Origin of the sequence: Rhizobium sp. BR 249 (genome assembly GCF_047445895.1) — a bacterium.
GTDB lineage: Bacteria > Pseudomonadota > Alphaproteobacteria > Rhizobiales > Rhizobiaceae > Rhizobium.
On the sequence record NZ_JARWKX010000001.1, the window covers coordinates 1 to 20664 of the forward strand.

Annotated in this window: 16 protein-coding genes and 1 pseudogene; 7 read left to right on the forward strand and 10 right to left on the reverse strand. The window is 63.0% G+C overall.

Going from position 1 to position 20664, the window contains the following annotated elements; translation table 11 throughout:
- Positions 1-229, forward strand: a pseudogene (locus QD408_RS00005) (IS110 family transposase); the annotation flags it as partial.
- Between the two features lie 338 nt (positions 230-567).
- Positions 568-810, forward strand: coding sequence for a DUF982 domain-containing protein (locus QD408_RS00010; RefSeq protein ID WP_414137938.1), 243 nt, complete (start codon positions 568-570; stop codon positions 808-810).
- A 225-nt stretch (positions 811-1035) separates the two neighbouring features.
- Here QD408_RS00010 and QD408_RS00015 read toward each other — a convergent pair whose 3' ends face one another.
- Positions 1036-1302, reverse strand: a complete 267-nt coding sequence (locus QD408_RS00015; RefSeq protein WP_088680810.1) for a hypothetical protein — start codon at positions 1300-1302, stop codon at positions 1036-1038.
- A 168-nt stretch (positions 1303-1470) separates the two neighbouring features.
- Here QD408_RS00015 and QD408_RS00020 point away from each other — a divergent pair, with 168 nt between their 5' ends.
- Both QD408_RS00020 and QD408_RS00025 read left to right on the forward strand, forming a co-directional pair.
- Complete coding sequence (locus tag QD408_RS00020; RefSeq protein ID WP_414137939.1) at positions 1471-1752, forward strand: hypothetical protein; 282 nt, start codon at positions 1471-1473, stop codon at positions 1750-1752.
- A gap of 97 nt (positions 1753-1849) precedes the next feature.
- Positions 1850-3910 carry an ATP-dependent helicase gene (locus QD408_RS00025; RefSeq protein ID WP_414137940.1) on the forward strand — a complete coding sequence of 687 codons (2061 nt, stop codon included), beginning with the start codon at positions 1850-1852 and terminating at the stop codon, positions 3908-3910.
- Positions 3911-3972: 62 nt separating this feature from the next.
- Here the strand turns inward: QD408_RS00025 and QD408_RS00030 are convergent, their stop codons facing one another.
- The 6 genes from QD408_RS00030 to mscL all read right to left on the reverse strand — a co-directional run bounded on the left by QD408_RS00030 (position 3973) and on the right by mscL (position 11335).
- A complete protein-coding gene (locus QD408_RS00030; RefSeq protein WP_414137941.1) occupies positions 3973-4929 on the reverse strand; it encodes an MBL fold metallo-hydrolase in 957 nt (318 codons plus the stop codon).
- A gap of 244 nt (positions 4930-5173) precedes the next feature.
- Complete coding sequence (locus tag QD408_RS00035) at positions 5174-6226, reverse strand: enoyl-CoA hydratase/isomerase family protein (RefSeq protein ID WP_414137942.1); 1053 nt, start codon at positions 6224-6226, stop codon at positions 5174-5176.
- A gap of 128 nt (positions 6227-6354) precedes the next feature.
- Positions 6355-8316 carry a putative bifunctional diguanylate cyclase/phosphodiesterase gene (locus tag QD408_RS00040; protein ID WP_414137943.1) on the reverse strand — a complete coding sequence of 654 codons (1962 nt, stop codon included), beginning with the start codon at positions 8314-8316 and terminating at the stop codon, positions 6355-6357.
- Between the two features lie 61 nt (positions 8317-8377).
- Positions 8378-9412, reverse strand: coding sequence for a UDP-glucose 4-epimerase GalE (galE, locus tag QD408_RS00045; RefSeq protein ID WP_088680808.1), 1035 nt, complete (start codon positions 9410-9412; stop codon positions 8378-8380).
- 196 nt (positions 9413-9608) lie between these two features.
- A complete protein-coding gene (locus QD408_RS00050; RefSeq protein ID WP_414137944.1) occupies positions 9609-10775 on the reverse strand; it encodes a pyridoxal phosphate-dependent aminotransferase in 1167 nt (388 codons plus the stop codon).
- 122 nt (positions 10776-10897) lie between these two features.
- Positions 10898-11335 (reverse strand): large conductance mechanosensitive channel protein MscL, encoded by a 438-nt coding sequence (gene mscL, locus QD408_RS00055; RefSeq protein WP_088680367.1) that lies wholly within the window; start codon positions 11333-11335, stop codon positions 10898-10900.
- A gap of 218 nt (positions 11336-11553) precedes the next feature.
- On the opposite strand from mscL, the gene QD408_RS00060 reads away from it, so the two are divergent.
- On the forward strand, positions 11554-15057 hold the full coding sequence (locus QD408_RS00060) for a PAS-domain containing protein (protein WP_414137945.1): 3504 nt from the start codon (positions 11554-11556) through the stop codon (positions 15055-15057).
- 9 nt (positions 15058-15066) lie between these two features.
- Here the strand turns inward: QD408_RS00060 and QD408_RS00065 are convergent, their stop codons facing one another.
- Positions 15067-15624: a TetR/AcrR family transcriptional regulator gene (locus QD408_RS00065; RefSeq protein WP_414137946.1), complete on the reverse strand. Its 558-nt coding sequence runs from the start codon at positions 15622-15624 to the stop codon at positions 15067-15069.
- A 136-nt stretch (positions 15625-15760) separates the two neighbouring features.
- Between QD408_RS00065 and QD408_RS00070 the strand changes: the two genes are divergently transcribed.
- The gene (locus QD408_RS00070; protein WP_414137947.1) at positions 15761-16963 is read left to right on the forward strand and encodes an MFS transporter; all 1203 of its coding nucleotides are present in this window, start codon (positions 15761-15763) and stop codon (positions 16961-16963) included.
- Positions 16964-17220: 257 nt separating this feature from the next.
- Here QD408_RS00070 and QD408_RS00075 read toward each other — a convergent pair whose 3' ends face one another.
- The gene (locus QD408_RS00075; RefSeq protein WP_088680363.1) at positions 17221-17625 is read right to left on the reverse strand and encodes a GFA family protein; all 405 of its coding nucleotides are present in this window, start codon (positions 17623-17625) and stop codon (positions 17221-17223) included.
- Between the two features lie 58 nt (positions 17626-17683).
- Here QD408_RS00075 and QD408_RS00080 point away from each other — a divergent pair, with 58 nt between their 5' ends.
- Positions 17684-18184 (forward strand): MarR family winged helix-turn-helix transcriptional regulator, encoded by a 501-nt coding sequence (locus QD408_RS00080; protein ID WP_088680362.1) that lies wholly within the window; start codon positions 17684-17686, stop codon positions 18182-18184.
- Between the two features lie 212 nt (positions 18185-18396).
- Here QD408_RS00080 and QD408_RS00085 read toward each other — a convergent pair whose 3' ends face one another.
- Entirely contained in the window at positions 18397-20610 is a 2214-nt protein-coding gene (locus QD408_RS00085; protein WP_088680361.1) for an FAD-dependent oxidoreductase, read from the reverse strand.
- Between the last annotated feature and the right edge of the window lie 54 nt (positions 20611-20664).

Here is a 20664-nt window from a genome sequence, read left to right on the forward strand (position 1 = left end):
CGGCGGCCGGGCGCGCGTGCGCAGAGCGCTGTTCAATGCCGCCTTACCGGCGTCGCAGCGCTGGAACGAGGTGCTGGTGGCGCTCTACAGACGCCTCGTCGAAAAAGGTAAAGCCCACAGAACGGCCCTCATTGCATGTGTGCGCAAACTTATCATCTTCGCCAACACAGTCCTCAAACGCCAAACCCCGTGGGTAAAAAATCCCCCGCCGCAAAGGTCTTCAGCTTAATGGTTGCGCTTCTCCCCGCTCGCGGGGCGAAGGGACCAAGCCGCGACCTCTCCGTTCCTCGCAAGCCTCGCGGAGGGCACGTCCCCTCGCCCCGTTTACGGGGAGAGGGTTAGGGGCAGCCATGGCAGGGCGCCAGCGCCATACAACTTATTTGCGATGGATAAAATTCCTCTTGGTCTGCGTGCGTGCGCAAGCTGACATTTCGTCTCATCGGCAACGAACGATTCACCATTGTTGACAGCAAAAATCACGCTAGAATGCCCGTTATGGCGGCGTCTCCCCGGAGGAATAAGGAGACACTAGCCCTTGTTTCTGTCGAAAACCCTGGAGGAGCATCGATGGCAACTGAACGATGGAACAGCCCGGTTACGGTCGGTTTCGAAGGCGCGGATGCGCGAACGGTCAACGGGCCGTTCGATGCGCTGAAATGCCTGGCGGATCTCTGGCCGAGTTCGCGCGGGCTTCGTTACATCAAGGCCCGCAGCACCTGCCGGGCGGCACTCGATGGGCGCAAGAGCGTGGAAGAGGCGAGAGCCGAATTCCTGGCGGCGGCCGAAGAGGCGAAGCTGAAGCTGCATTAGTGGCTTGATGAAATTCCGGCTCCTTGCCAATGGTGCGTGCCGGAACGATACGATGCGTTGATTTTCACTTAACCCTGCATCGAAGTTGTGCCGGGTTTTGGCGCAAGAGGCGTTGCGTCCGGTGCAATGGCTTCAATAGAAGACGTCCAGCCATCATGATGATGGTCAGAGGCTCGTTACCTCTGCGGGAACGCAGGCGAGCCTCGTCCGAGCAGGCCCATATGCTCAGCAGGCCGAGCCGCCCTCACTCTCCACCTCGACATAACCGACACCGATGATCGTACCGTCCGCCGTGCGGATGAAAGATGGGAGATAGTGAGGCTCTACCGGCTCACAGGCGGCCGTGCCGGTATAGTCGTTGAGGGCGATCTGGTCCTTCGGCAAGGCCGAATAGTCCGTGCCGGCCGTTTCCAGCGAGGCGTAGGCGGAGCCGGCAAAGACGCCGCAACCCAATATCAGGGTCGTTGCCCAGAGGCGAAGAAGCAACTGCATGTTGGTCTCCCGCGTTTCGATCCGGCATGTCAACACCCCAGGCGGCGTTTTGGTTCCCTTCTCCGGCGGGGATGCGCGAGCGATATCGCCGCAGACAGCGATGCTGCGGCCCTTGGCGGGAGCCGCGGCAGCTTCCATATTTGTAGCAATCGAAGAGGGATGACGACGATGAAAGCGCTTCTGCCCGCCCGATTCTCTGGGGCATTGTTTGCCGGAGCATTGCTGGCCGGCTGCTCCTCGGCCGATACGCCGCCGCTCGAACCCATTCCGGGCAGCATCACCTATGGCGGCCAGCCGCGGACGAAGCTCACCAAGTCGCCGGTCGGTAGCGCCGTCCATCACCAATTCTACAACGGGACGGGCCAGCGGGTAGAGGAAACCTATATCCTCCAGCCTGATCGCAGCCTGAAACTGGTGCGGCGCGTGATCGGCCCGGATTTCCCCGATTGAGGTCGTCGCGCCGCTTGACAGAGGCGGCAATCGCGAACATTCAAGGAACATCTAATCTTTCCCCAGTGATTCTGCGGGAGCCCGACCGGACGGCTGGATGTACCTCGAAAAGCTCAATCCCCAGCAGCGCATGGCCGTGGAACACGGCACGCTCACCGACGGCATCCATATTGCCGGGCCGCTGCTGGTCATCGCCGGCGCAGGCTCCGGCAAGACGAATACGCTGGCGCATCGGGTCGCCCATCTGATCGTCAAGGGCGCCGATCCCCGTCGCATCCTGCTGATGACCTTCTCGCGCCGGGCGGCGGCCGAGATGGCGCGGCGCGTCGAGCGCATCTGCCGCGACGTGCTGGGTTCGAATGCCGGCGTCATGGCGGATGCGTTATCCTGGTCCGGCACCTTTCACGGCATCGGCGCGCGGCTGCTGCGCGATTATGCGCAACAGATTGGCCTAGATGCCGATTTCACCATCCACGATCGCGAAGACAGCGCCGACCTGATGAACCTCATCCGGCACGACCTCGGCTTCTCGAAGACGGAAAGCCGCTTTCCGGCCAAAGGCACCTGCCTTGCCATCTATTCCAGGGCGGTGAATTCGGAAACGGCGCTCGACCTCGTGCTGCGCGACGCTTTTCCCTGGTGCGCGGCCTGGGAGAAACAGCTGCGCGAGCTTTTCGCTAGATATGTCGAGGCGAAGCAGGCTCAGAACGTGCTCGATTACGACGACCTGCTGCTCTACTGGGCGCAGATGGTCGGCGAGAGCGTAATCGCCGAGGACATCGGCAGCCGTTTCGACCATGTGCTCGTCGACGAATATCAGGATACGAACCGGCTGCAGGCCTCGATTCTGCTGGCGCTGAAACCGGAGGGCCGGGGCTTGACCGTCGTCGGCGACGACGCGCAGTCGATCTATTCCTTCCGTGCCGCGACGGTGCGCAATATCCTCGATTTTCCCGCCGCCTTCAGCCCGGCGGCCAATATCGTCACGCTCGACCGCAACTACCGCTCGACGCAGCCGATCCTGGCGGCGGCCAACGCCGTCATCGATCTCGCCTCGGAGCGCTTCACCAAAAACCTCTGGACCGAGCGGCAATCATCCGAGCGGCCGCGCCTCGTCACCGTGCGGGATGAAGCCGAGCAGGCGCGCTATGTCGCCGACAAGGTGCTCGACAATCGCGAGGAAGGCCTCAAGCTGAAGCAGCAGGCCGTGCTGTTCCGCGCCTCCCATCACAGCGGGCCGCTGGAGGTCGAATTGACCCGGCGCAACATTCCCTTCGTCAAGTTCGGCGGGTTGAAATTTCTCGACAGCGCGCATGTCAAGGACATGCTGGCCGCCCTTCGTTTCGCGCAGAACCCGCGCGACAGGGTGGCGGGCTTCCGGCTGATGCAGATCCTGCCGGGCGTCGGGCCGTCGACGGCGCAGAAGGCGCTCGACCTGATGGCCGAGGATGCAAGCCCGCTGTCGGCTCTTGCCGCCATGCCGGCGCCGCCGCGCTCCGGCGAGGATTGGACCGCCTTCGTTTCGATGCTGCAGGAGATGAAATCCGGCAAGGCCGGCTGGCCGGCGGAAATCGAGCTGGCGCGGCAATGGTACGCGCCGCATCTGGAACGCCTTCACGAGGATGCTGCAACGCGGCAAGCCGATTTGTTGCAGCTCGAGCAGATCGCCGGCGGTTATGCCTCGCGTGAGCGTTTCCTTACCGAACTCACGCTCGATCCACCGGATGCGACGAGCGATCAGGCGGGCGTGCCGCTGCTCGACGAGGACTATCTCATCCTTTCCACAATCCATTCGGCCAAGGGCCAGGAATGGACCAGGGTCTTCATGCTGAATGTCGTCGACGGCTGCATTCCGAACGATCTCGCCGTCGGCACCACTGCTGAAATCGAGGAGGAACGCCGCCTGCTCTATGTCGCGATGACGCGGGCGAGAGATGGGCTCGATCTCGTGGTGCCACAACGTTTCTTCACCTACGGGCAGAACGCCCAGGGCGACCGGCACGTCTATGCCTCGCGCAGCCGCTTCATCCCGGCGACGCTGCTTCAGTTCTTCGAGGCCTGCAGTTGGCCGCAGGTGAAATCGGAATCCGCCGCTCAGGCGCAGGCGCGGCAGGTGCGCATCGATGTCGGCGCCCGCATGCGTGGGATGTGGCGATAAAGCGCGCCGCATGGAATCCGATCCATGCAGCGCGCTTTGGTTCGGCCTGAGTTGACAGGCGCTCAATAGTCCCAGAAGACCGGCACCCAACGGAAGACTTCGCCGTCGACCGCCACCCGGCCGACGGAGGGGAACGGCAGGTGAGTGGCCACCAGCTGTTCACCGGTCGCCGCCAGCTCCCGCAAAAGATCGAGGCGAACGCGAGCCGCTTCCTCGGGATAGTGTTCGAAACCATTGTACCAGTCGGGGTGCTCGAACCCGACCGCAAAAATGGCATCGCCGGCGAAGGTCAGCTTGTCGCCGCCGGATGCCAGACGAACCACGCTATGCCCGGGAGTGTGGCCGCCGGTGCGTTGGGCAACCACCCCTGGCGCCACCTCGGACCGCTCGTCGAACAGCCTGAGATGGCTGCCGTACTCGCTCAGGAACCGCTTTGCAGTCGCCCGAAGCGCATCCGGGAAGCCCGGCGGCATCGAGACGTGGCTGAAATCGGGAGCTTCCCAGAATTTCGCCTCGGCCGCTGCCACATGAATCCTGAGGTCCGGACGCAGCCGGTCCTTCACCCCATCGACCAGCAACCCGCCAATGTGGTCCATGTGCAGGTGGGTCAGCACCACGTCGGTCACCGAACCAAGATCGATGCCGGCAGCCTCCAGCCGCCTGACCAGCTGCCCGGCCCGCGGCAGGTTCAAGTCCGGGTCCAACCCCAGTCCGGCATCGATGAGGATGGTCTGCCCGCCGCTGCGTACGAGGACGACGTTCAGCGCCCAGTCCAAAGCGTCCTGCGGCAGGAACATGTCGTCGAGCCACACCGCCCGGTCGGCCGCGTCGACATTGTGCCCCAGCATCGCGGTCGGGAGCGGCAGCACTCCGTCGCTGATGATCAGAACCTCGATATCGCCGATCCGCACCGCGTAGCGCGACGGAACCAATTCGTCGGGCTGCGGCCTGCCGGGCTGTTGGATGCTGCTTGTCTCCTGCTGACCAGTCGTACGAGGTCTTGCTTCTGCCTGTGACATGATGCGCTCCTGTTTTGCGTGATCGAGAGGTGTCGGTTACGGGTCACCTCGCCGACACTATGTCGGAGCGTGTTTGGCGGTCGATCGGATCAAGGGAGAGGAAAGGCTAGGCTTTAGGACAGGGCAGCCTATGGTTTCAGCGGGGCGCAGCAGAGATTTGGTGGCGAAGCGGCTGACATGAGGACGCAGGCGCCCTCGCCCGCCGGGCAGTCCCTGCATGCGTCGATGGAGAAGGGCTACGGCATCAAAGAGAAAGCGGCGGCTCGGCCGGTTTCAGGAAGCGCTCGACCGTTGCCGCCTCCACGGCCTCGACTGACGCCGGCGACCATTTCGGATTGCGGTCCTTGTCGATGACGGCGGCGCGGATGCCCTCGAAGAAATCAGGATTATCCAGCATATGCAGGCAGGCGCCGAGTTCGCGGCCGAGACATTCGGCAAGCGAAGCGCTGCGCCGGCCGGCTCTCAGCAGGTGGAGAGCGAGCTTCAGGCTGGTCGGCGAGCGCGTCAGCAGCACGCGCCGCGTCTCGCCGGCGAATTCATCCTTCTCCCCGGAAAGCGCCGAGAGGATCTCCTCGACAGTGTCGAAACGGAAGGCGCGATCGATCGTCGCCGCGTTGCGCTGCACCCGCCCTTCTGCCGGAGGCTCGGAAAACCTCCGCAAGACGGCGTCGACATCGCCTGACGCACTGCCGAGCGGCAAGGCCGACAGGACATCGATCACTTCTCCAAGCCGCGACGAGGCGATCTGGAGGTCGGCAAGCCCAGCGTGGATCGCGTCGGCCGCGCCGACATCGAGCCCGGTCAGGCCGAGCCATGTTCCGATCTCGCCGGGGGCGCGGGGCAGCAGCCAGGTGGCGCCGATATCGGGGAGGTAGCCGATGCCGGTCTCGGGCATGGCAAGGCGCGTGCGCTCGGTGACGATGCGGTGGCGGCCGTGCGACGACAGGCCGACGCCGCCGCCCATGGTGATGCCGTCCATCAGCGCGACATAGGGCTTCGGATAGTGGGCGATCATGTGATTGAGGCGGAATTCCTCGCGCCAGAAGGTTCCTGCTAGCCCGTCGCCCGCACGGGCGCTCTCATGCAGGGCGCGGATATCGCCGCCGGCGCAGAAGCCGCGCTCGCCCTCACCGGTCATCACGACGCTCGCCACCGTGGTGTCACCGGCAAAAGCCTCGAGGGCTTCGGTGATCGTCCGGATCATCGGCAGCGTCAGGCTGTTCAGCGCGCGCGGCCGGTTGAGCCGAATGATGCCGGCGGTGCCCCGCCGCTCGATGATGACTTCGCCGTCCTGCATTCCTCGCCTCCCCTGTTGGAGCCTTTTCTGGTCAGATTGAAGCACTCTGACCAGGAAAGGCTCGAGACTAGGAATAGACGAGGATGAAACATCGCTCCAGTCGATTTGCGTCCGGCGGCGACCGATTGTCAGGCGGAAAGCGAATTGCGGGCGGAAGCGGCGCCGTCGCATCTGGCGGCGTATTCGATGGCAAGTTCCAGCGGCAGCGGCCGCGAGAAATAATAGCCCTGCGCCAGCCGAACACCCATCGCCTTCAACCCCTCAGCGATCGTTTCGCTTTCGACGCCTTCGGCGACGGAGGCGATGCCGAGATTCTGGCAGAGATTGGCGACCGAGCGGGTAATGTTCATGCAGCGGGCGTCGCGATCGAAATTCATCACGAAGCTCTTGTCGATCTTCAGCTTGTCGAAGGCAAGACGATGGATATGGCTGAGGCTCGAAAAGCCAGTGCCGAAATCGTCGAGCGCGATCGCGATGCCGGCGGCGCGCAGCATTGAAATCACCCGGTCGGCAGCATCGAAATCGGAAAGCAGCGCCGTTTCGGTAATCTCGAATTCGATGCGCTTCGGGTCGATGCCGGAGCGGGTGATCATGGCAAGCAGAGCCATCGACGTCTCGTGGTCGCAGATGTCGCGCGCCGAGAGGTTGAACGATAGCTTGAGATGTCTCGGCATGATCGCCAGCGCTTCGAGCGCCTGGGCAAAGAGGATGCGCGTCATCCTTCCGATGACGGCGGTGCGCTCGGCCGCGGGAATGAAGGCTTCCGGGCTGATGCGGCCGAAACGGGCGCTGTCCCAGCGGGCGAGCGCCTCGTAACCGACGACGCGGCCGCTCTTCAAGTCGACGATCGGCTGATAATCGAGTTTCAATTCCCGGGCAAAGTCGCCCGCCTGCAGCTCGAGTTCGATCAGGTAGCGCTGGGTCAGAATCTTTTCGTGGTCGGCCGAGAAGAATTCGACGCCGCTGCTGCGCTTGCTCTTGACCTGATAGAGGGCGAAATCCGCCTTCTCGTACAGATCCTCGGCAGTGTATGTCCCGGCATCGGGATAGACGATGCCGCAGGAGCCGAAGACGCGCACTGACCCGTCGGGGATCTCGTAGGGATCGCGGACGGATGCGCAAAGCGCCTGGCCGAGATCGGCGATCGCCTGTCGCGTCATCGAGCAGGGGAAGATGATGCCGAACTCATCGCCGCCGAGGCGGGAAACGATGCCCTCTTCGCCGACCAGCGCGGTGAAACGGCGGGCCGTCTCCTTGAGCACGAGATCGCCCGCGGCATGGCCGAAGACGTCGTTGACGGGTTTGAAGCCGTCGAGATCGATAATGCCGATGACCGGTGGCGTGGCCGGGTTCTTCTGCAACCGCATTTCCAGCGAGAGAAAGAAGCTGCGGCGATTGGCAAGCCCGGTCAGTTGGTCCTGCAGCGCATTGCGGCTGTTGACGAGGTTCAGCTCCTCGGCTTCCGCCTGTTTCTGCTTCAGCTCCTCGGTCAACTGCACCAGACCGACGAAATTCTGGAAATAGCTGTTGATCACCCTGAGGAAGGGCAGGATCAGGAAGAGACCGCTGACGGCGGTCGCCACGAAAACGGGATTGCCCGAAAACATGAAGGTGGCAATCATGGCCGAGAAGGTGATGACCGTGGTTATCGTCGCCGCCATCGGCAGATGCATCAGGCAAAAGATGCAGGAAATGCCCGTCACCACGAGGAAATAGGCGATCTGGCCCTGCTGGGAGGCATCGCCATACTGGTAGAGCGCGACGGCCCAGCCGCCGAAAGCGACGGTCAGGATGCCGGCGCCCGATATGGTGACCTTCATCAGCCGGTAGGCGCGCTCGGCGGATATGTCTTTCTTGCCCCTGATCTCCCACCAGAAGAGACGGAAGACGCAGACGATGCTGAGGCCGACCGGCATATAGAGCGAAAGCCAGAGCGGGGCGGATTCGAGATGGGTGATCGCCACTGCGAGAGCGTTGATGATCAGGAGGACATAAAGAATGGGAATCTGCGACGCCAAGGCCTGGAACTGCGCCGTCAGCAAGGTCGGATTGTCTTTCTGCAGCTGCAGCGCAGCCAGGAAGTTCTTCATGTTCTCTTTTCCGTCGGCAGAGCCAGCCAGAGAAAGCTTGCTGTTTCCTTGATCCTGCCGCTCAGAAGGAAGCGGCCGCAAGTGCCCGGTGAATGCTCTGAAGGTCGTCGACGTTCTTGTTCGACAGGAACAGTTCCCAATCGAGCGAGCTCTGGACGATGGTCTCAAGCGAATCGTAGTGCGGCCTCCAGTCGAGCACCTGCCTGGCGAGCGAAGCATCCGCCACGACGCTTGCCGAATCCCCAGCCCGGCGCGGCGCCATGTGGATCTTGAAGGAGTGGCCGTGCAGGCGAGTGACCATGTTCAGCACGTCGAGCACGGAATAGCCGCTGCCATAACCGCAATTGGCAACGAGCGGACCTTTCTCCCTGCGCAGGTGTTGCAGCGCTTTCAGATGCGCGTCGGCAAGATCGGTAACGTGGATATAGTCGCGCACGCCGGTGCCGTCATGGGTGGGATAGTCGATGCCGTAGACATGGACGCCGTCACGCTTGCCGAGTGCCGCTTCGCAGGCAACCTTGATGAGGTGCGTGGCGCCCGAGGTCGACTGGCCGGTACGGTGGTGCGGGTCGGCGCCGGCAACATTGAAATAGCGAAGGGCGACATAATTGAAGTCATAGGCGGCGGCGGCATCGCGCAGCATCAGCTCGGTCATCAGCTTGGACTGGCCGTATGGATTTTCCGGATAGAGGGGGGCGGTCTCCTTGACCGGCAGGTCCGTCTTCTGCTGACCGTAGACGGCGGCCGTCGAGGAGAAGACGAAGTTGCGGATGCCGGCCTTGATCGCGGAGCTCAGAAGCGCGCGGGTCTTGCCGGAGTTGTTGTCGTAATAGGAGAGCGGGTCGGCGACCGAGACCGGCACGACGGCGGAGCCGGCGAAATGGATGATCGCCTCGATGTCGTTTTCGATGAAGATCTTCTTCAGGATGTCGGGATCGGCAACGTCGCCGAGATAGAAACGCGCGGCCGGCGCCACCGCCCAGCGGAAGCCGGTGGAGAGGCAGTCGAGCACGACCACATCCTCGCCCGCGTCGAGCAACGACCAAACCATGTGACTGCCGATATATCCGGCCCCGCCCGTCACCAAAACCGCCATGTCCCGCATCCCTGCTTTCGTTTTATAGGCAGGGGGCATCAGGCGCCGGTTTTTCTTTCCAATCTTCTTATCGGAGCGCCGTTCGGGCGGCTTTGAACGGGTATGTTTGGAGTCGTGGTTAGAGCCCGATTTCAGGCTTTGCTACAGTTTTATCGATCGGGCGATTTCGGCACGAAATCGCCCGGAGCGCGCAATCTTAGAGTTTGGCGATATAGTCGCAGAGACGCTCGGCCGCGATTGCCACCTGGGCAGGATCGCGCAGGAAACAGGCGCGCAGGAAGAGCTCGCCGCCGGCGCCAAAGGCCGTCCCGGGAGCAAGGCCGACACCGGTCTTGTCGACAATGTCGATCGCAGCCTTGCGGCTGTCGGTGACGCCGTCGATCTTCAGGAAGGCATAAAGCGCACCGTCGGGCTTCAGCGTCTCGACGCGGTTGGTGGCAACAAGCGCATCGCAGAGAATATCGCGGGAGCGGCCCGCTTTGGCGATATTGGCACGCACGAAATCATCGCCGTGATCGAGGGCTGCGACGGCGCCCTTCTGCATGAATTGCGCCACACCCGACGTCGAATACTGGATGAGGTTTTCGAGCACCTGCCCGATCGCAGGCGGCGCGACGATCCAGCCGACGCGCCAGCCGGTCATCGACCAGTTCTTCGAGAAGGAATTGACGAAGATGATCTTGTCGTCAGGCTCCATCACGTCGAGGAAGGAGGGCGCACGGCCGCCGGCAAAGTAATAAAGCGCGTAGATTTCATCCGCCATGATCCAGAGATCATGTTTGCGGGCGAGCGCCAGGATGGCTTCGAGATCCTGCCTTGTTGCGGTCCAGCCCGTCGGGTTCGACGGCGTGTTGATGAAAAGGCCCCTGGTCTTTTCAGTGATCGCGGCCTCGATGCGGTTGAGATCGACCGCCCATTTGCCGCCTTCGAACTGCAGCTCGACGCCCACGGAGCGCGCGCCCGATATCTCGAGCGCGGCGGCGATATTCGGCCATGCGGGAGTGAGATAGACGAATTCGTCGCCCGGCGAGGTCAGCGTCTGCACGGCGATCTGGATCGCCTGCATGCCGGAACCGGTGACATAGAAATGCTCGACCGGCAGGCGGACGGCGAAATGCCTGTGGTAATAATCCGAAAGCGCCTGGCGAAGCGCCGGAATGCCGCGCTGCCAGGTGTAGAAGGTCTCACCGGCGGCCAGCGCGTCCATCGCCGCCCTGCTGATGAAATCAGGCGTCGGCAGATCGCCTTCCCCCACCCAGAGCGGCAACAGGCCTTCACGGCCACGGGCATAATTGACGACTTCGACGATCCCGCTTTCGGGCGCCGCCATGGCGCGCGGGCTGAGGCTGCTTACAATCGACATGCATATCTCCGGTTTCCGCCTTCATAGAGGATTTGCATCCGCAAATCCCATGATAACGAGTGATGGCATATCGATTTTCGTGATGAATGAGCCCGGCCGAAGCGGGCGGACTCAGGACTGGATCAGACCGTTGGGCGCTTGGCGAGAAGGTCGCGGATTTCCATCAGCAGCGCCACATCTGCCGGCGGCGGCGGAACCTCTTCCGGTGCGGTCTTTTCCTTGCGCTCGACCTGTTCGCGCAGCGTGTTCACGCCCTTGACCATCAGGAAGATGATCCAGGCGAGGATCAGGAAATTAATGAGGACGGTGATGAAATTGCCGTAGGCGAAAACGGCGCCCTGGGCGCGGGCGGCGGCGAGCGTCGGCGCGTTGACGGCCGAAGACAGCGGCAGGAAGTAATTCGAAAAATCGAAGCCGCCGAAGATGGCGCCGACAACAGGCATGATGATGTCGTCGACCAGCGATTTGACGATGCCGCCAAAGGCGCCGCCGATGATGACGCCGACTGCAAGATCCATGACATTGCCGCGGGCGATAAAGGCCTTAAACTCGTTGAGCATCCGATCCGTCTCCCTTCGATGCATTTCAAAGACATGCAACCGGTTTTATTAGCTACATCTTCATTGCAATTAATCAATCGGAAATCGCAATTGTCCGGCGAAGTCGCGGAGGTCTTGACTTAAGGCCTAGACGGCCGGGAATTCTCAACGCGCCTGAAATGACTTAAGCTGAGAGCGTTGCGGGAGGTCCCGGCGGCTTTTCCGCCGGCGGAGGGTCAATGCTTCCAGGCTGGGTCATATTCGCGTCTGCCTTCGGCTATCTGCTCCTGCTTTTCGCCGTGGCAAGCTATGGCGACCGCAAGAACCGCGGCCCAGGTGCGCTGGAAGGCGGATGGCCCGTCGTCTATGCGCTGAGCCTCGCGATCTACTGCACCTCCTGGACCTATTTCGGCAGCGTCGGGCTTGCCGCGCAGCGCGGCCTGGAATTCGCCGGCATCTATATCGGCCCCATCCTCGTCTTTACATTCGGCATGCCGCTGCTTCGCCGCATCATCGAGCTCGCCAAGGCGGAGAAACTCACCTCGGTCGCCGATTTCGTCGCCGCGCGCTACGGCAAGAACCCGACGGTCGCGACGATCGTCGCGCTGATCTCGCTGATCGGCACCATTCCCTATATCGCGCTGCAGCTGAAGGCGATTTCGAGCACCGTCGGCGCCATGGTCAACCCCTCCGATTACGGTATCGGCAGCGGCAATCTCTATTTCCTCGACCTGCCGCTCGCAGCCACCCTGGTGCTCGCCTGCTTCGCCATCATGTTCGGCACGCGGCATACGGACGCGACGGAACATCAGGACGGCCTCATCCTCGCCGTGTCGATGGAATCCGTGGTCAAGCTCGTCGCCTTCCTGACGGCCGGCATCTGCGTCATCTGGTTTCTCTTCGACGGCCCCACGGATCTCTGGCAGAAGACCGTCGAAAACGATCTGGTCATGTCGGCGCTCGCTTACCATACGCCGATCAGCCGCTGGATCACGCTGATCGTCCTGTCGGCCTTCGCAATCATCATGCTGCCTCGGCAGTTCCACGTAACCGTCGTGGAAAACCGGACGCCGAAACAGCTGAAGCTCGCTGGCTTCCTGTTTCCCACCTATCTCGTCGCCATCAATCTCTTCGTGCTGCCGGTGGCGATCGGCGGACTCCTGACCTTCGGCGGCGCCGGCAATGCCGATTTCTACATGCTGTCGCTGCCGCTGGCCGGCGAGATGCCGGTGGTGTCGCTGATCATCTTCATCGGCGGCTTCTCGGCTGCCACCGCGATGGTGATCGTCGATTCCGTGGCGCTGTCGATCATGGTGTCGAACGACATCATCATGCCGATTTTCCTCAGGCGCAAACTCGCCGGCCGCGCCGGCCAGCGCGACGATTTCGCCAAGAGCCTGCTCAACATCCGCCGCAGCGCCATCTTCGCCGTGCTGCTGTTCGGCTATGCCTATTACCGCTCGACCGACAGCACCGCGGGCCTTGCCTCTATCGGCCTTCTCTCCTTTGCCGCGATCGCGCAGATCGCGCCCGCGCTGTTCGGCGGGCTGATCTGGCGGCGGGCGAATGCGCGCGGCGCGATCCTCGGGCTGACCTCCGGCTTCGTCACCTGGATCTACCTGCTGTTTCTGCCCTCGCTCGGCGGCCCGGATTATTCGCATGTGGCAAGCGCCGTGCTCGGCTTCATCTTTCCCGGCTCGACGCTGTTCACCGCGCCCGACGCCGATCCGCTGGTCAACGCGACCGTGATGAGCCTGCTCGTCAACACCGCCTTCTTCGTCGTCGGTTCGCTCACGCGCAATGCCAAGCCGCTGGAGCGCATCCAGGCCGGCATCTTCGTCAAGCGGCATTCACGCTCGCAATTCGCCACGCGCGGCTGGAAGACCCGCATCAGCGTCGGCGACCTCAAGGCGGCGATCTCACGCTATCTCGGCGAAGAGCGGATGCAGCGCTCGTTCACGACCTACGAGCAGAGCTCCGGGCGCAAGCTGGAGGACGAGCAGCCGGCCGACATGGCGCTCATTCATTTCAGCGAACAGCTACTCGGCAGCGCCATCGGCTCCTCCTCGGCCCGCCTCGTGTTGTCCTTGATCCTGCAGAAGATCGAGGATGCTTCTTCCGACACCGCCTGGCTGCTCGACCAGGCAAGCGAGGCGCTGCAATATAACCAGGACATGCTGCAGACCGCGCTCTCGCAGATGGATCAGGGCATTGCGGTCTTCGACAGCTCCAACCGGCTGACGATCTGGAACCGGCGTTTCCGGCAATTGCTGGATCTGCCGGAAAGCGCCGGCCAGGTCGGCTTCCCGCTGTCGGATATCGTCACGACGCTCATCCAGCGCGGCGACATCGCGCCCGGCGATCTCAGCCATACGGTGCGGCATTTCCTGACGCTCGACAAACCCTTCTCGCTGGTGCTCGGCGGCGGCGAGCGGATCATCGAAGTGCGCTCCAACGCCATGCCTGACAAGGGCATCGTCGCAACCTTCACCGATATCACCCAGCGCGTAAACGCCGACCAGGCGCTGAAACAGGCGAATGAGACGCTGGAGCAGCGCGTCGCCGAACGTACGGCGGAGCTTACCCGCGTCAACCGCGAACTGGCCGAGGCGCGCGCGGCCGCAGACGAGGCAAACATCGGCAAGACACGCTTTTTCGCCGCCGCCGGCCACGACATCCTGCAGCCGCTCAACGCCGCCAGGCTCTATTCCTCAGCGCTGGTCGAGCGCATGGCGCAATCCGACAACAGCCCGATCGTGCGCAACATCGATTCCGCGCTGGAATCGGTCGAGACCATTCTCGGCGCTGTGCTCGATATTTCGAGGCTCGATACCGGCGCCATGCGGCCGCGGCTCGCCTCCGTCGCACTCTCCGACCTCCTGGAACGCATCGAGACCGATTTTGCGCCAATCGCGCGGGAAAAGCGGCTGAAGCTGGTGGTCATGCCGACCTCGCTGCGCGTCCGCTCCGACCCGAACCTTTTGCGCCGCCTGGTGCAGAACCTCGTTTCCAACGCCATCAAATACACGATCACCGGCAAGGTGCTGGTCGGCGCGCGGCGGCGCGGCAACCAGGTGATCATCCAGGTGATGGATTCCGGCATCGGCATTCCGCCATCGAAATTCCGCACGGTATTCAAGGAATTCGCGCGGCTGGACGAAGGCGCCAAGACCGCCTCCGGCCTCGGACTCGGGCTTTCGATCGTCGACCGCATCGCCCGCGTTCTCAACCATCCGGTCGACCTGCAATCGACCCATGGCAAGGGCACTGAATTTCGCATCACCATGCCTCTCGACATCTCGCGTCCGGCCGAGACTGCCGCGGCAATCGCCCCTGCCGACCGGCCGGGGCAGCCGCTCAAGGGGCTGCGCATCCTCTGCATCGACAACGAGCCGAAGATCCTCGAAGGCATGCGGCTTTTGATCAACGGCTGGGGCTGTGAGGTGGAAGCGCTGGATTGCCTTGCCGAAGCGATGGCCGTCGACGGCCGCAGCGGCCCGCCGGATCTCGTCATCGCCGATTATCATCTCGGCGACGGCACCGGCATTGCCGCGATCCTGCATCTGCGCCAGCAATTCGGCGCCGATATTCCCGCTTTGCTGGTTACGGCCGACCGCACGCCGGAGGTACGCAGCGAGGCGGAGCGACACGGCATCGCCGTTCAACACAAGCCGGTGCGGCCGGCGGCTCTGCGCGCCTTTATTACCCAGATTTCCGGCCTCAAACGAGCCGCTGCGGAATAGACGCCGAGCTCAGCCGGTCGCGCTGATGACGCGCGAGACGAGATCGCGCACGCGTGCGGAATCGGGCACGTCGCCGAACAGGATCCGGTACATGATCGGCGCTACCACCTGATCCATGACGAGATCGACATCAGGGAAGGTCTCGCCGCGGCCCTTCGCTCTCTCGGCGATGACGACGATCTGCTGACGGGTATATTCGCAGCATTTGCAGGCATTTTCGCCCGTCTGCGCCGCCAGCACGTCGCGGATCATTTCGCGGCCCGGCCCCGAAGACATTTCCTCGGCATATTGCTCCGCCCAGGCTTCGAGGTCGGCCTTGCCGCTGCCCGCATCGATCGGCTGCATGTCCGGCCGCAACCGCTCGACGGCGACGTCGGCCAGAAGCTCCTGCAGGTCACCCCAGCGGCGATAAATGGTCGACGGCGTCACCCCCGCCTTGGCGGCAATCAATGGGATCGTCACCTCGGCGCGGCTCATCTCGGCCAGGAGATCGCGCGCCGCCTTGTGCACCGACGCCTGAACCCGGGCGCTTCGTCCGCCCGGACGGAGATTTTCTTTCACTGCCATGCCTGCAATCCGACCTTCGTCCTGACTTCGATGATTCAAAATCTTTGACAGGAGCATAAACGCAAATAATTTGCCTTTACGATCCACCCGCCCTACATGGAGCTAACGCAACGGCTTAGCTTTAAGGGGCTTATATATGTTCGCCGCAGCCAAATCCACAGAGAATGCGCCGCGCCCCTCGATCGGTTTCCATGCGCTGACGCTTGCTACCTTCTTCGGCGCCTCCGCGGCGCCGACGCCGCTCTACCGGATCTATCAGGAGAACTTCTCCGTCTCGCCTGTACTGATCACCGTCATCTTCGCCGTCTATGCCTTCGCGTTGCTGGCGGCGCTGCTGATCGCCGGCTCGATCTCGGATCACCTCGGCCGGCGGCCGGTGATCTTTACCGCCCTCGTGCTCGAAATCGTCGCCATGGGCCTCTTCGTGGTCGCGAGCGGTCCCGGCTGGCTGATCGCGGCGCGGATCGTGCAGGGTATTGCGACCGGGATCGCCGGAGCATCGCTTGGCGCGGCGCTCGTCGATGTCGACCGGGCGAAGGGGCAGATCGTCAATTCGATCGCGCCGCTCTGCGGCATGGCGGTGGGCGCGGTCGGCACCAGCGCGCTGATCCAATACGGCCCCTTCCCGATGCATCTCGTCTACGCGCTGCTGCTCGCCGCCTTCGCGCTGCAGGCGGCGGCGATCTGGCTGACGCGCGAGACCGGCGGCAAGCGGCCGGGTGCGCTCGGCTCGCTGGTGCCGCGGGTTTCCGTTCCGCCGCAGGCGAAACGGCCGCTCTCGCTGATAACACCGATCAACATCGCCAACTGGACGCTCGCCGGCTTTTATCTTTCGCTGGTCCCCTCATTGGTCGCCGGCACGACCGGCAGCACCGCGCCGCTGACGGGCGGGGCCGTCGTGACGGCGCTGATGGTGAGCGGGGCGATCACCGTCTATGCCAGGCGCGGCAAATCGGCCTCGGCCAATCTCGCCTTCGGCGTCTCGGCGAAAACGCTCGGCATCCTGACGGTCGTTGCCGGCGTGCATCTTGCCAATGTGCCGCTGCTGCTGATCGGCACGATCTTTACCGGCGCCGGTTTCGGCACCAATTTCCTCGGCTCGATCGGCACCATCATGCCGCTCGCCAAGGCGGACGAACGGGCCGGGCTGCTGTCGGCCTTCTACGTGCAGAGCTACCTCGCCTTCAGCCTGCCGGCGATCCTTGCCGGGTTCCTAGCGAAATCCGCCGGTTACCAGGTGACGACGGATATTTATGCGACGGCGATGCTGCTGTTGCTGGGTATCGGCCTGATCAGCATCCGCACCGGCCGGCGCAAGGCGGCGGAGAATGCTGCCTGACATCCAAGGAGTTCAGGGCTGGAGATCGAGCGGTGCGCGGCCGCTGCCATCCATGGCGAAGGGCACAGCGCCTTGGCCCGCATCATCAGCATGGCGATGGTCGCCTCATCCTCTTGCCTGGCATTCGCTTCATCTTTCACGGCCGCTCTCCTTCTGCGTTATGGATGGAGGACGAGCGGCAGGAGGACGATCCGACAATGATGCGTTTCCGTCTGGCAATCCGGACACAAACCGCTAAGTAATTTGGTGGAATTGCTTCAGAGATAACTCACCACCTCAGGCTCGTTCCACCAGGCATCATGCCTGCCGTCGTAGTAGCGCACCGGCAGCGCCGCCAGTTCCTCGGGCGTGATGTCGTCGAGGCAGCCGATGTTGATCGAGACATAAGCGCCGCCGATCGCCTCGACATAACCGTCACCATAGGCGGGTACGCCGCAGGTGCGGCAGAAGCGATGATGACCGCTTCTGGTGTTGAACTGATAATCGGCCATCACAGCCTCGTCGCACATCAGCCGAAAATCCGCGGGCTTGACGTTGGCGCCCCAATAACGCCGCTTGGCGCAGATCGAACAATTGCAGCGGCCGGTGCCTTCTTCGAGATCGATGTCCACTTCGTAGCGAACATTGCCGCAATGGCAGCTTCCCCGATAGGTCCTCTTCATGGCGCTCTCCTCCTTCGACGTTGCGTCGTGTGCCTGGATATGACAATATATTGTCACTATGGATGAGATACAAAATAGACAACATGTTGTCAAACGAAATCGACCGGAGCGGACAATGGAAGGTGACGCCTTTTCCGCCTTCGCGATCACCGCACTTCGCCTCGCCGGCCACCTGACGGCCGCCGGCGACCGGCTGGCAAAGCCGGCTGGCCAAACGAGCGCGCGCTGGCAGGTGCTGGCTGCGGCAAGGCGCGGCGACATGTCGGTAGCCCAGATCGCCCGCGCCCTCGGTCTCGCCCGCCAGGGCGTGCAGCGGCTCGCCGACGTGCTGGAGGGCGAAGGACTGATCGCCTATGCCAACAACCCGCAGCACCAGCGCGCCAAGCTGGTGCTGCTGACGGCGGAAGGGGCGGAGCGGCTTGGGGTGATCGAGATGGCGCAGGCGGGATGGGCGAACGAGCTGGGTGCTGCGTTTACGGCGGCGGAACTTGATGCTGCGCAGGCGGTGATGGCGCGGGTGATGGGGATGTTGGAGGCCGGAGAGGAGGCTCGCGGCTGAATTGCTGGCGATGTTTCCGATTGTGCTCGCCGCGGGAAGTGATCTCTTGACCGCTGTGCCGTGAGGTACCCCCCTCTGTCCTGCCGGCCCCGGGTCGAGACCCGTGGCTCGACCCGGGGCCGGCAGGACAGAGGGGGGTGCCATACGGCACGACGCTAGAGATAGCCCGTTTCTAAAACAGGCCACCTTCAGATCAAGACCGCAAAAGCAGCTTACGCCGCCTTCGCCTCCGTATAGGGATCGAACCGCCCATAGAACGTCTCGCCCTTGGCAGCCATATCCTTCAACAGCGGCGTCGGCCTGAAATGCTCTCCGTAAGCTTCCGCTAACTTTTCCGCCAGATCTACGAAAACCTTCACGCCCATCCCGTCGATATAGCTCAGCGCCCCGCCGGTGTAGGGCGCAAAGCCGAAGCCGAGGATCGAGCCGACGTCGGCTTCGCGCGGATCGGTGACGATGCCTTCCTCGACGGTGCGGGCGGCTTCCAGCGCGATGGTGACGAGGAAGCGCTGCTTGAGGACGCCGACGTCGACCTCATCGGCCTTCTTCTGCGGGTAGAGGGTCTTCAGGTCAGGCCAGAGGGATTTCTTCGCAGGCTTCGGCGGGTAATCGTAGAAGCCCTTGGAATTCTTGCGGCCGAAGCGGCCTTCCTTTTCGACCATGCGGGAGATGAGGTCCATGTGCCTGGGATCGACGGCCTTCTCGCCGAGATCGGCGACCGTCGCCTTGAGGATCTTGAGCGAGAGGTCGATCGCCACCTCGTCGTTCAAAGCCAAAGGCCCCACAGGCATGCCCGCCATCTTGGCGGCATTCTCGATCATGACGGGCGGCACGCCCTCGATCAGCATGTCGTAGCTTTCCGACATGTAGCGCAGCACGCAGCGGTTGACGAAGAAGCCGCGGGTGTCGTTGACGACGATCGGCGTCTTCTTGATCGTCGCGACATAATCGAGCGCGACGGCCAGCGCCCTGTCGCCGGTTTCCGCTCCGAGGATGACCTCGGTCAGCATCATCTTCTCGACGGGCGAGAAGAAGTGGATGCCGATGAAATCGGCGGGGCGCTTCGAATTCTTCGCGAGGCCCGTGATCGGCAGGGTCGAGGTGTTGGAGGCGAAGATCGCGCCTTCGGGCAGCACCGCTTCGACCGCCTCGATGACAGCCTTCTTCACCTCGCGATCCTCGAACACCGCCTCGATGACGAGATCGGCAGTGGCGAGATCGGCATATTCGGCCGAAGGCGTGATGCGGGAGAGAAGGGCGGCTGCCTCGTCCTGCGTCAGACGTCCCTTACCGACAGAATCCTTGACGAGACCTTCGCAGACGGCCTTGCCCTTGGCGGCAGCCTCCATATCGCGGTCGATCAGCGTCACCGCCAGACCGGCGGCGGCCGTGACATAGGCGATCGAGGCGCCCATGAAACCGGCGCCGACGACGCCGACATGCTTTAGTTCAGTCTTGGGAATGCCGGCTGGGCGGCGGGCGCCCTTGCCGAGCTCCTGCATGGAGATGAACAGCGAACGGATCATCGAGAAGGCTTCGCGGGTCTGCAGCACCTCGGTGAAATAACGCTGCTCGATCTTCAGGCCCGTATCGAACGGCACCTGCAGGCCTTCATAGACGCATTTCAGGATGGCGAGTGCGGCCGGATAATTGCCCGACGTCTCGCGGCGCAGGATCGCCGGCGCGGCCGGCCAGAGCTGCGCAGAGGCCGGCGTCCAGATGCCGCCGCCCGGCAGCTTGAAGCCCTTCTCGTCCCAGGGGGCAACCGGCTTCAGACCGTCCTTGATCATCTGCTTGGCGGCGGGGATCAGCTGATCCGGTTCGACCACCTGATGCACGAGATTCATCGCCTTGGCGCGCGAGCCGCTCAGCGACTGGCCCGTCGTCATCATCTGCAGCGCGTCCTGGGCGTTGGCGAGGCGCGACACGCGCTGGGTGCCGCCAGCGCCGGGGAAGATGCCGACCTTGACTTCCGGCAGCGCGATCTTGACGCTCTTGGCATTAGAGGCGACGCGGCCATGGCAGGCAAGCGACAGTTCGAAAGCGCCGCCCATGCAGGTGCCATTGATCGCCGACACCCAGGGCTTGCCGGAGGTTTCCAGCTTGCGGAACAGGCCGGACATGCGGCCGACCAGACCGAAGAGCGTCTGCACTGCTGCTTCCGGGCTCTTGGCCTTCTCCTCCTGGTAGGCGCTGAACATCGACTTGATCATCGAAAGATCGGCGCCGCCGGAGAAGGAGGATTTGCCCGATGTGAAGACGACGCCCTTGACGGCGGCGTCAGCAGTGGTCGCATCGATGATGGCGTTGAGTTCTTCCATCACCTCGGCGGTAAAAACGTTCATCGATTTGCCGGGCATGTCCCAGGTGACGAGAGCGATGCCGTCGGCGTCGATTTCGAGCGTGAAGTTGATGTAGGTGCTCATTGGGAATTCCTCTCCCTGAATTCTCTGCGGTGAAGCCCCTTCCCACAAGGGGAG

Bases quoted from the DNA above. Each gene is read 5' to 3' on its own strand.
- QD408_RS00025 (WP_414137940.1), top strand. From the start codon at position 1,850: ATGTACCTCGAAAAGCTCAATCCCCAGCAGCGCATGGCCGTGGAACAC.
- QD408_RS00035 (WP_414137942.1), bottom strand. From the start codon at position 6,226: ATGCAGGACGGCGAAGTCATCATCGAGCGGCGGGGCACCGCCGGCATC.
- QD408_RS00070 (WP_414137947.1), top strand. From the start codon at position 15,761: ATGTTCGCCGCAGCCAAATCCACAGAGAATGCGCCGCGCCCCTCGATC.
- QD408_RS00050 (WP_414137944.1), bottom strand. From the start codon at position 10,775: ATGTCGATTGTAAGCAGCCTCAGCCCGCGCGCCATGGCGGCGCCCGAA.
- galE (WP_088680808.1), bottom strand. From the start codon at position 9,412: ATGGCGGTTTTGGTGACGGGCGGGGCCGGATATATCGGCAGTCACATG.
- QD408_RS00075 (WP_088680363.1), bottom strand. From the start codon at position 17,625: ATGAAGAGGACCTATCGGGGAAGCTGCCATTGCGGCAATGTTCGCTAC.
- QD408_RS00080 (WP_088680362.1), top strand. From the start codon at position 17,684: ATGGATGAGATACAAAATAGACAACATGTTGTCAAACGAAATCGACCG.
- QD408_RS00020 (WP_414137939.1), top strand. From the start codon at position 1,471: ATGAAAGCGCTTCTGCCCGCCCGATTCTCTGGGGCATTGTTTGCCGGA.
- QD408_RS00015 (WP_088680810.1), bottom strand. From the start codon at position 1,302: ATGCAGTTGCTTCTTCGCCTCTGGGCAACGACCCTGATATTGGGTTGC.
- QD408_RS00085 (WP_088680361.1), bottom strand. From the start codon at position 20,610: ATGAGCACCTACATCAACTTCACGCTCGAAATCGACGCCGACGGCATC.
- QD408_RS00040 (WP_414137943.1), bottom strand. From the start codon at position 8,316: ATGAAGAACTTCCTGGCTGCGCTGCAGCTGCAGAAAGACAATCCGACC.
- mscL (WP_088680367.1), bottom strand. From the start codon at position 11,335: ATGCTCAACGAGTTTAAGGCCTTTATCGCCCGCGGCAATGTCATGGAT.
- QD408_RS00030 (WP_414137941.1), bottom strand. From the start codon at position 4,929: ATGTCACAGGCAGAAGCAAGACCTCGTACGACTGGTCAGCAGGAGACA.
- QD408_RS00060 (WP_414137945.1), top strand. From the start codon at position 11,554: ATGCTTCCAGGCTGGGTCATATTCGCGTCTGCCTTCGGCTATCTGCTC.
- QD408_RS00065 (WP_414137946.1), bottom strand. From the start codon at position 15,624: ATGGCAGTGAAAGAAAATCTCCGTCCGGGCGGACGAAGCGCCCGGGTT.
- QD408_RS00010 (WP_414137938.1), top strand. From the start codon at position 568: ATGGCAACTGAACGATGGAACAGCCCGGTTACGGTCGGTTTCGAAGGC.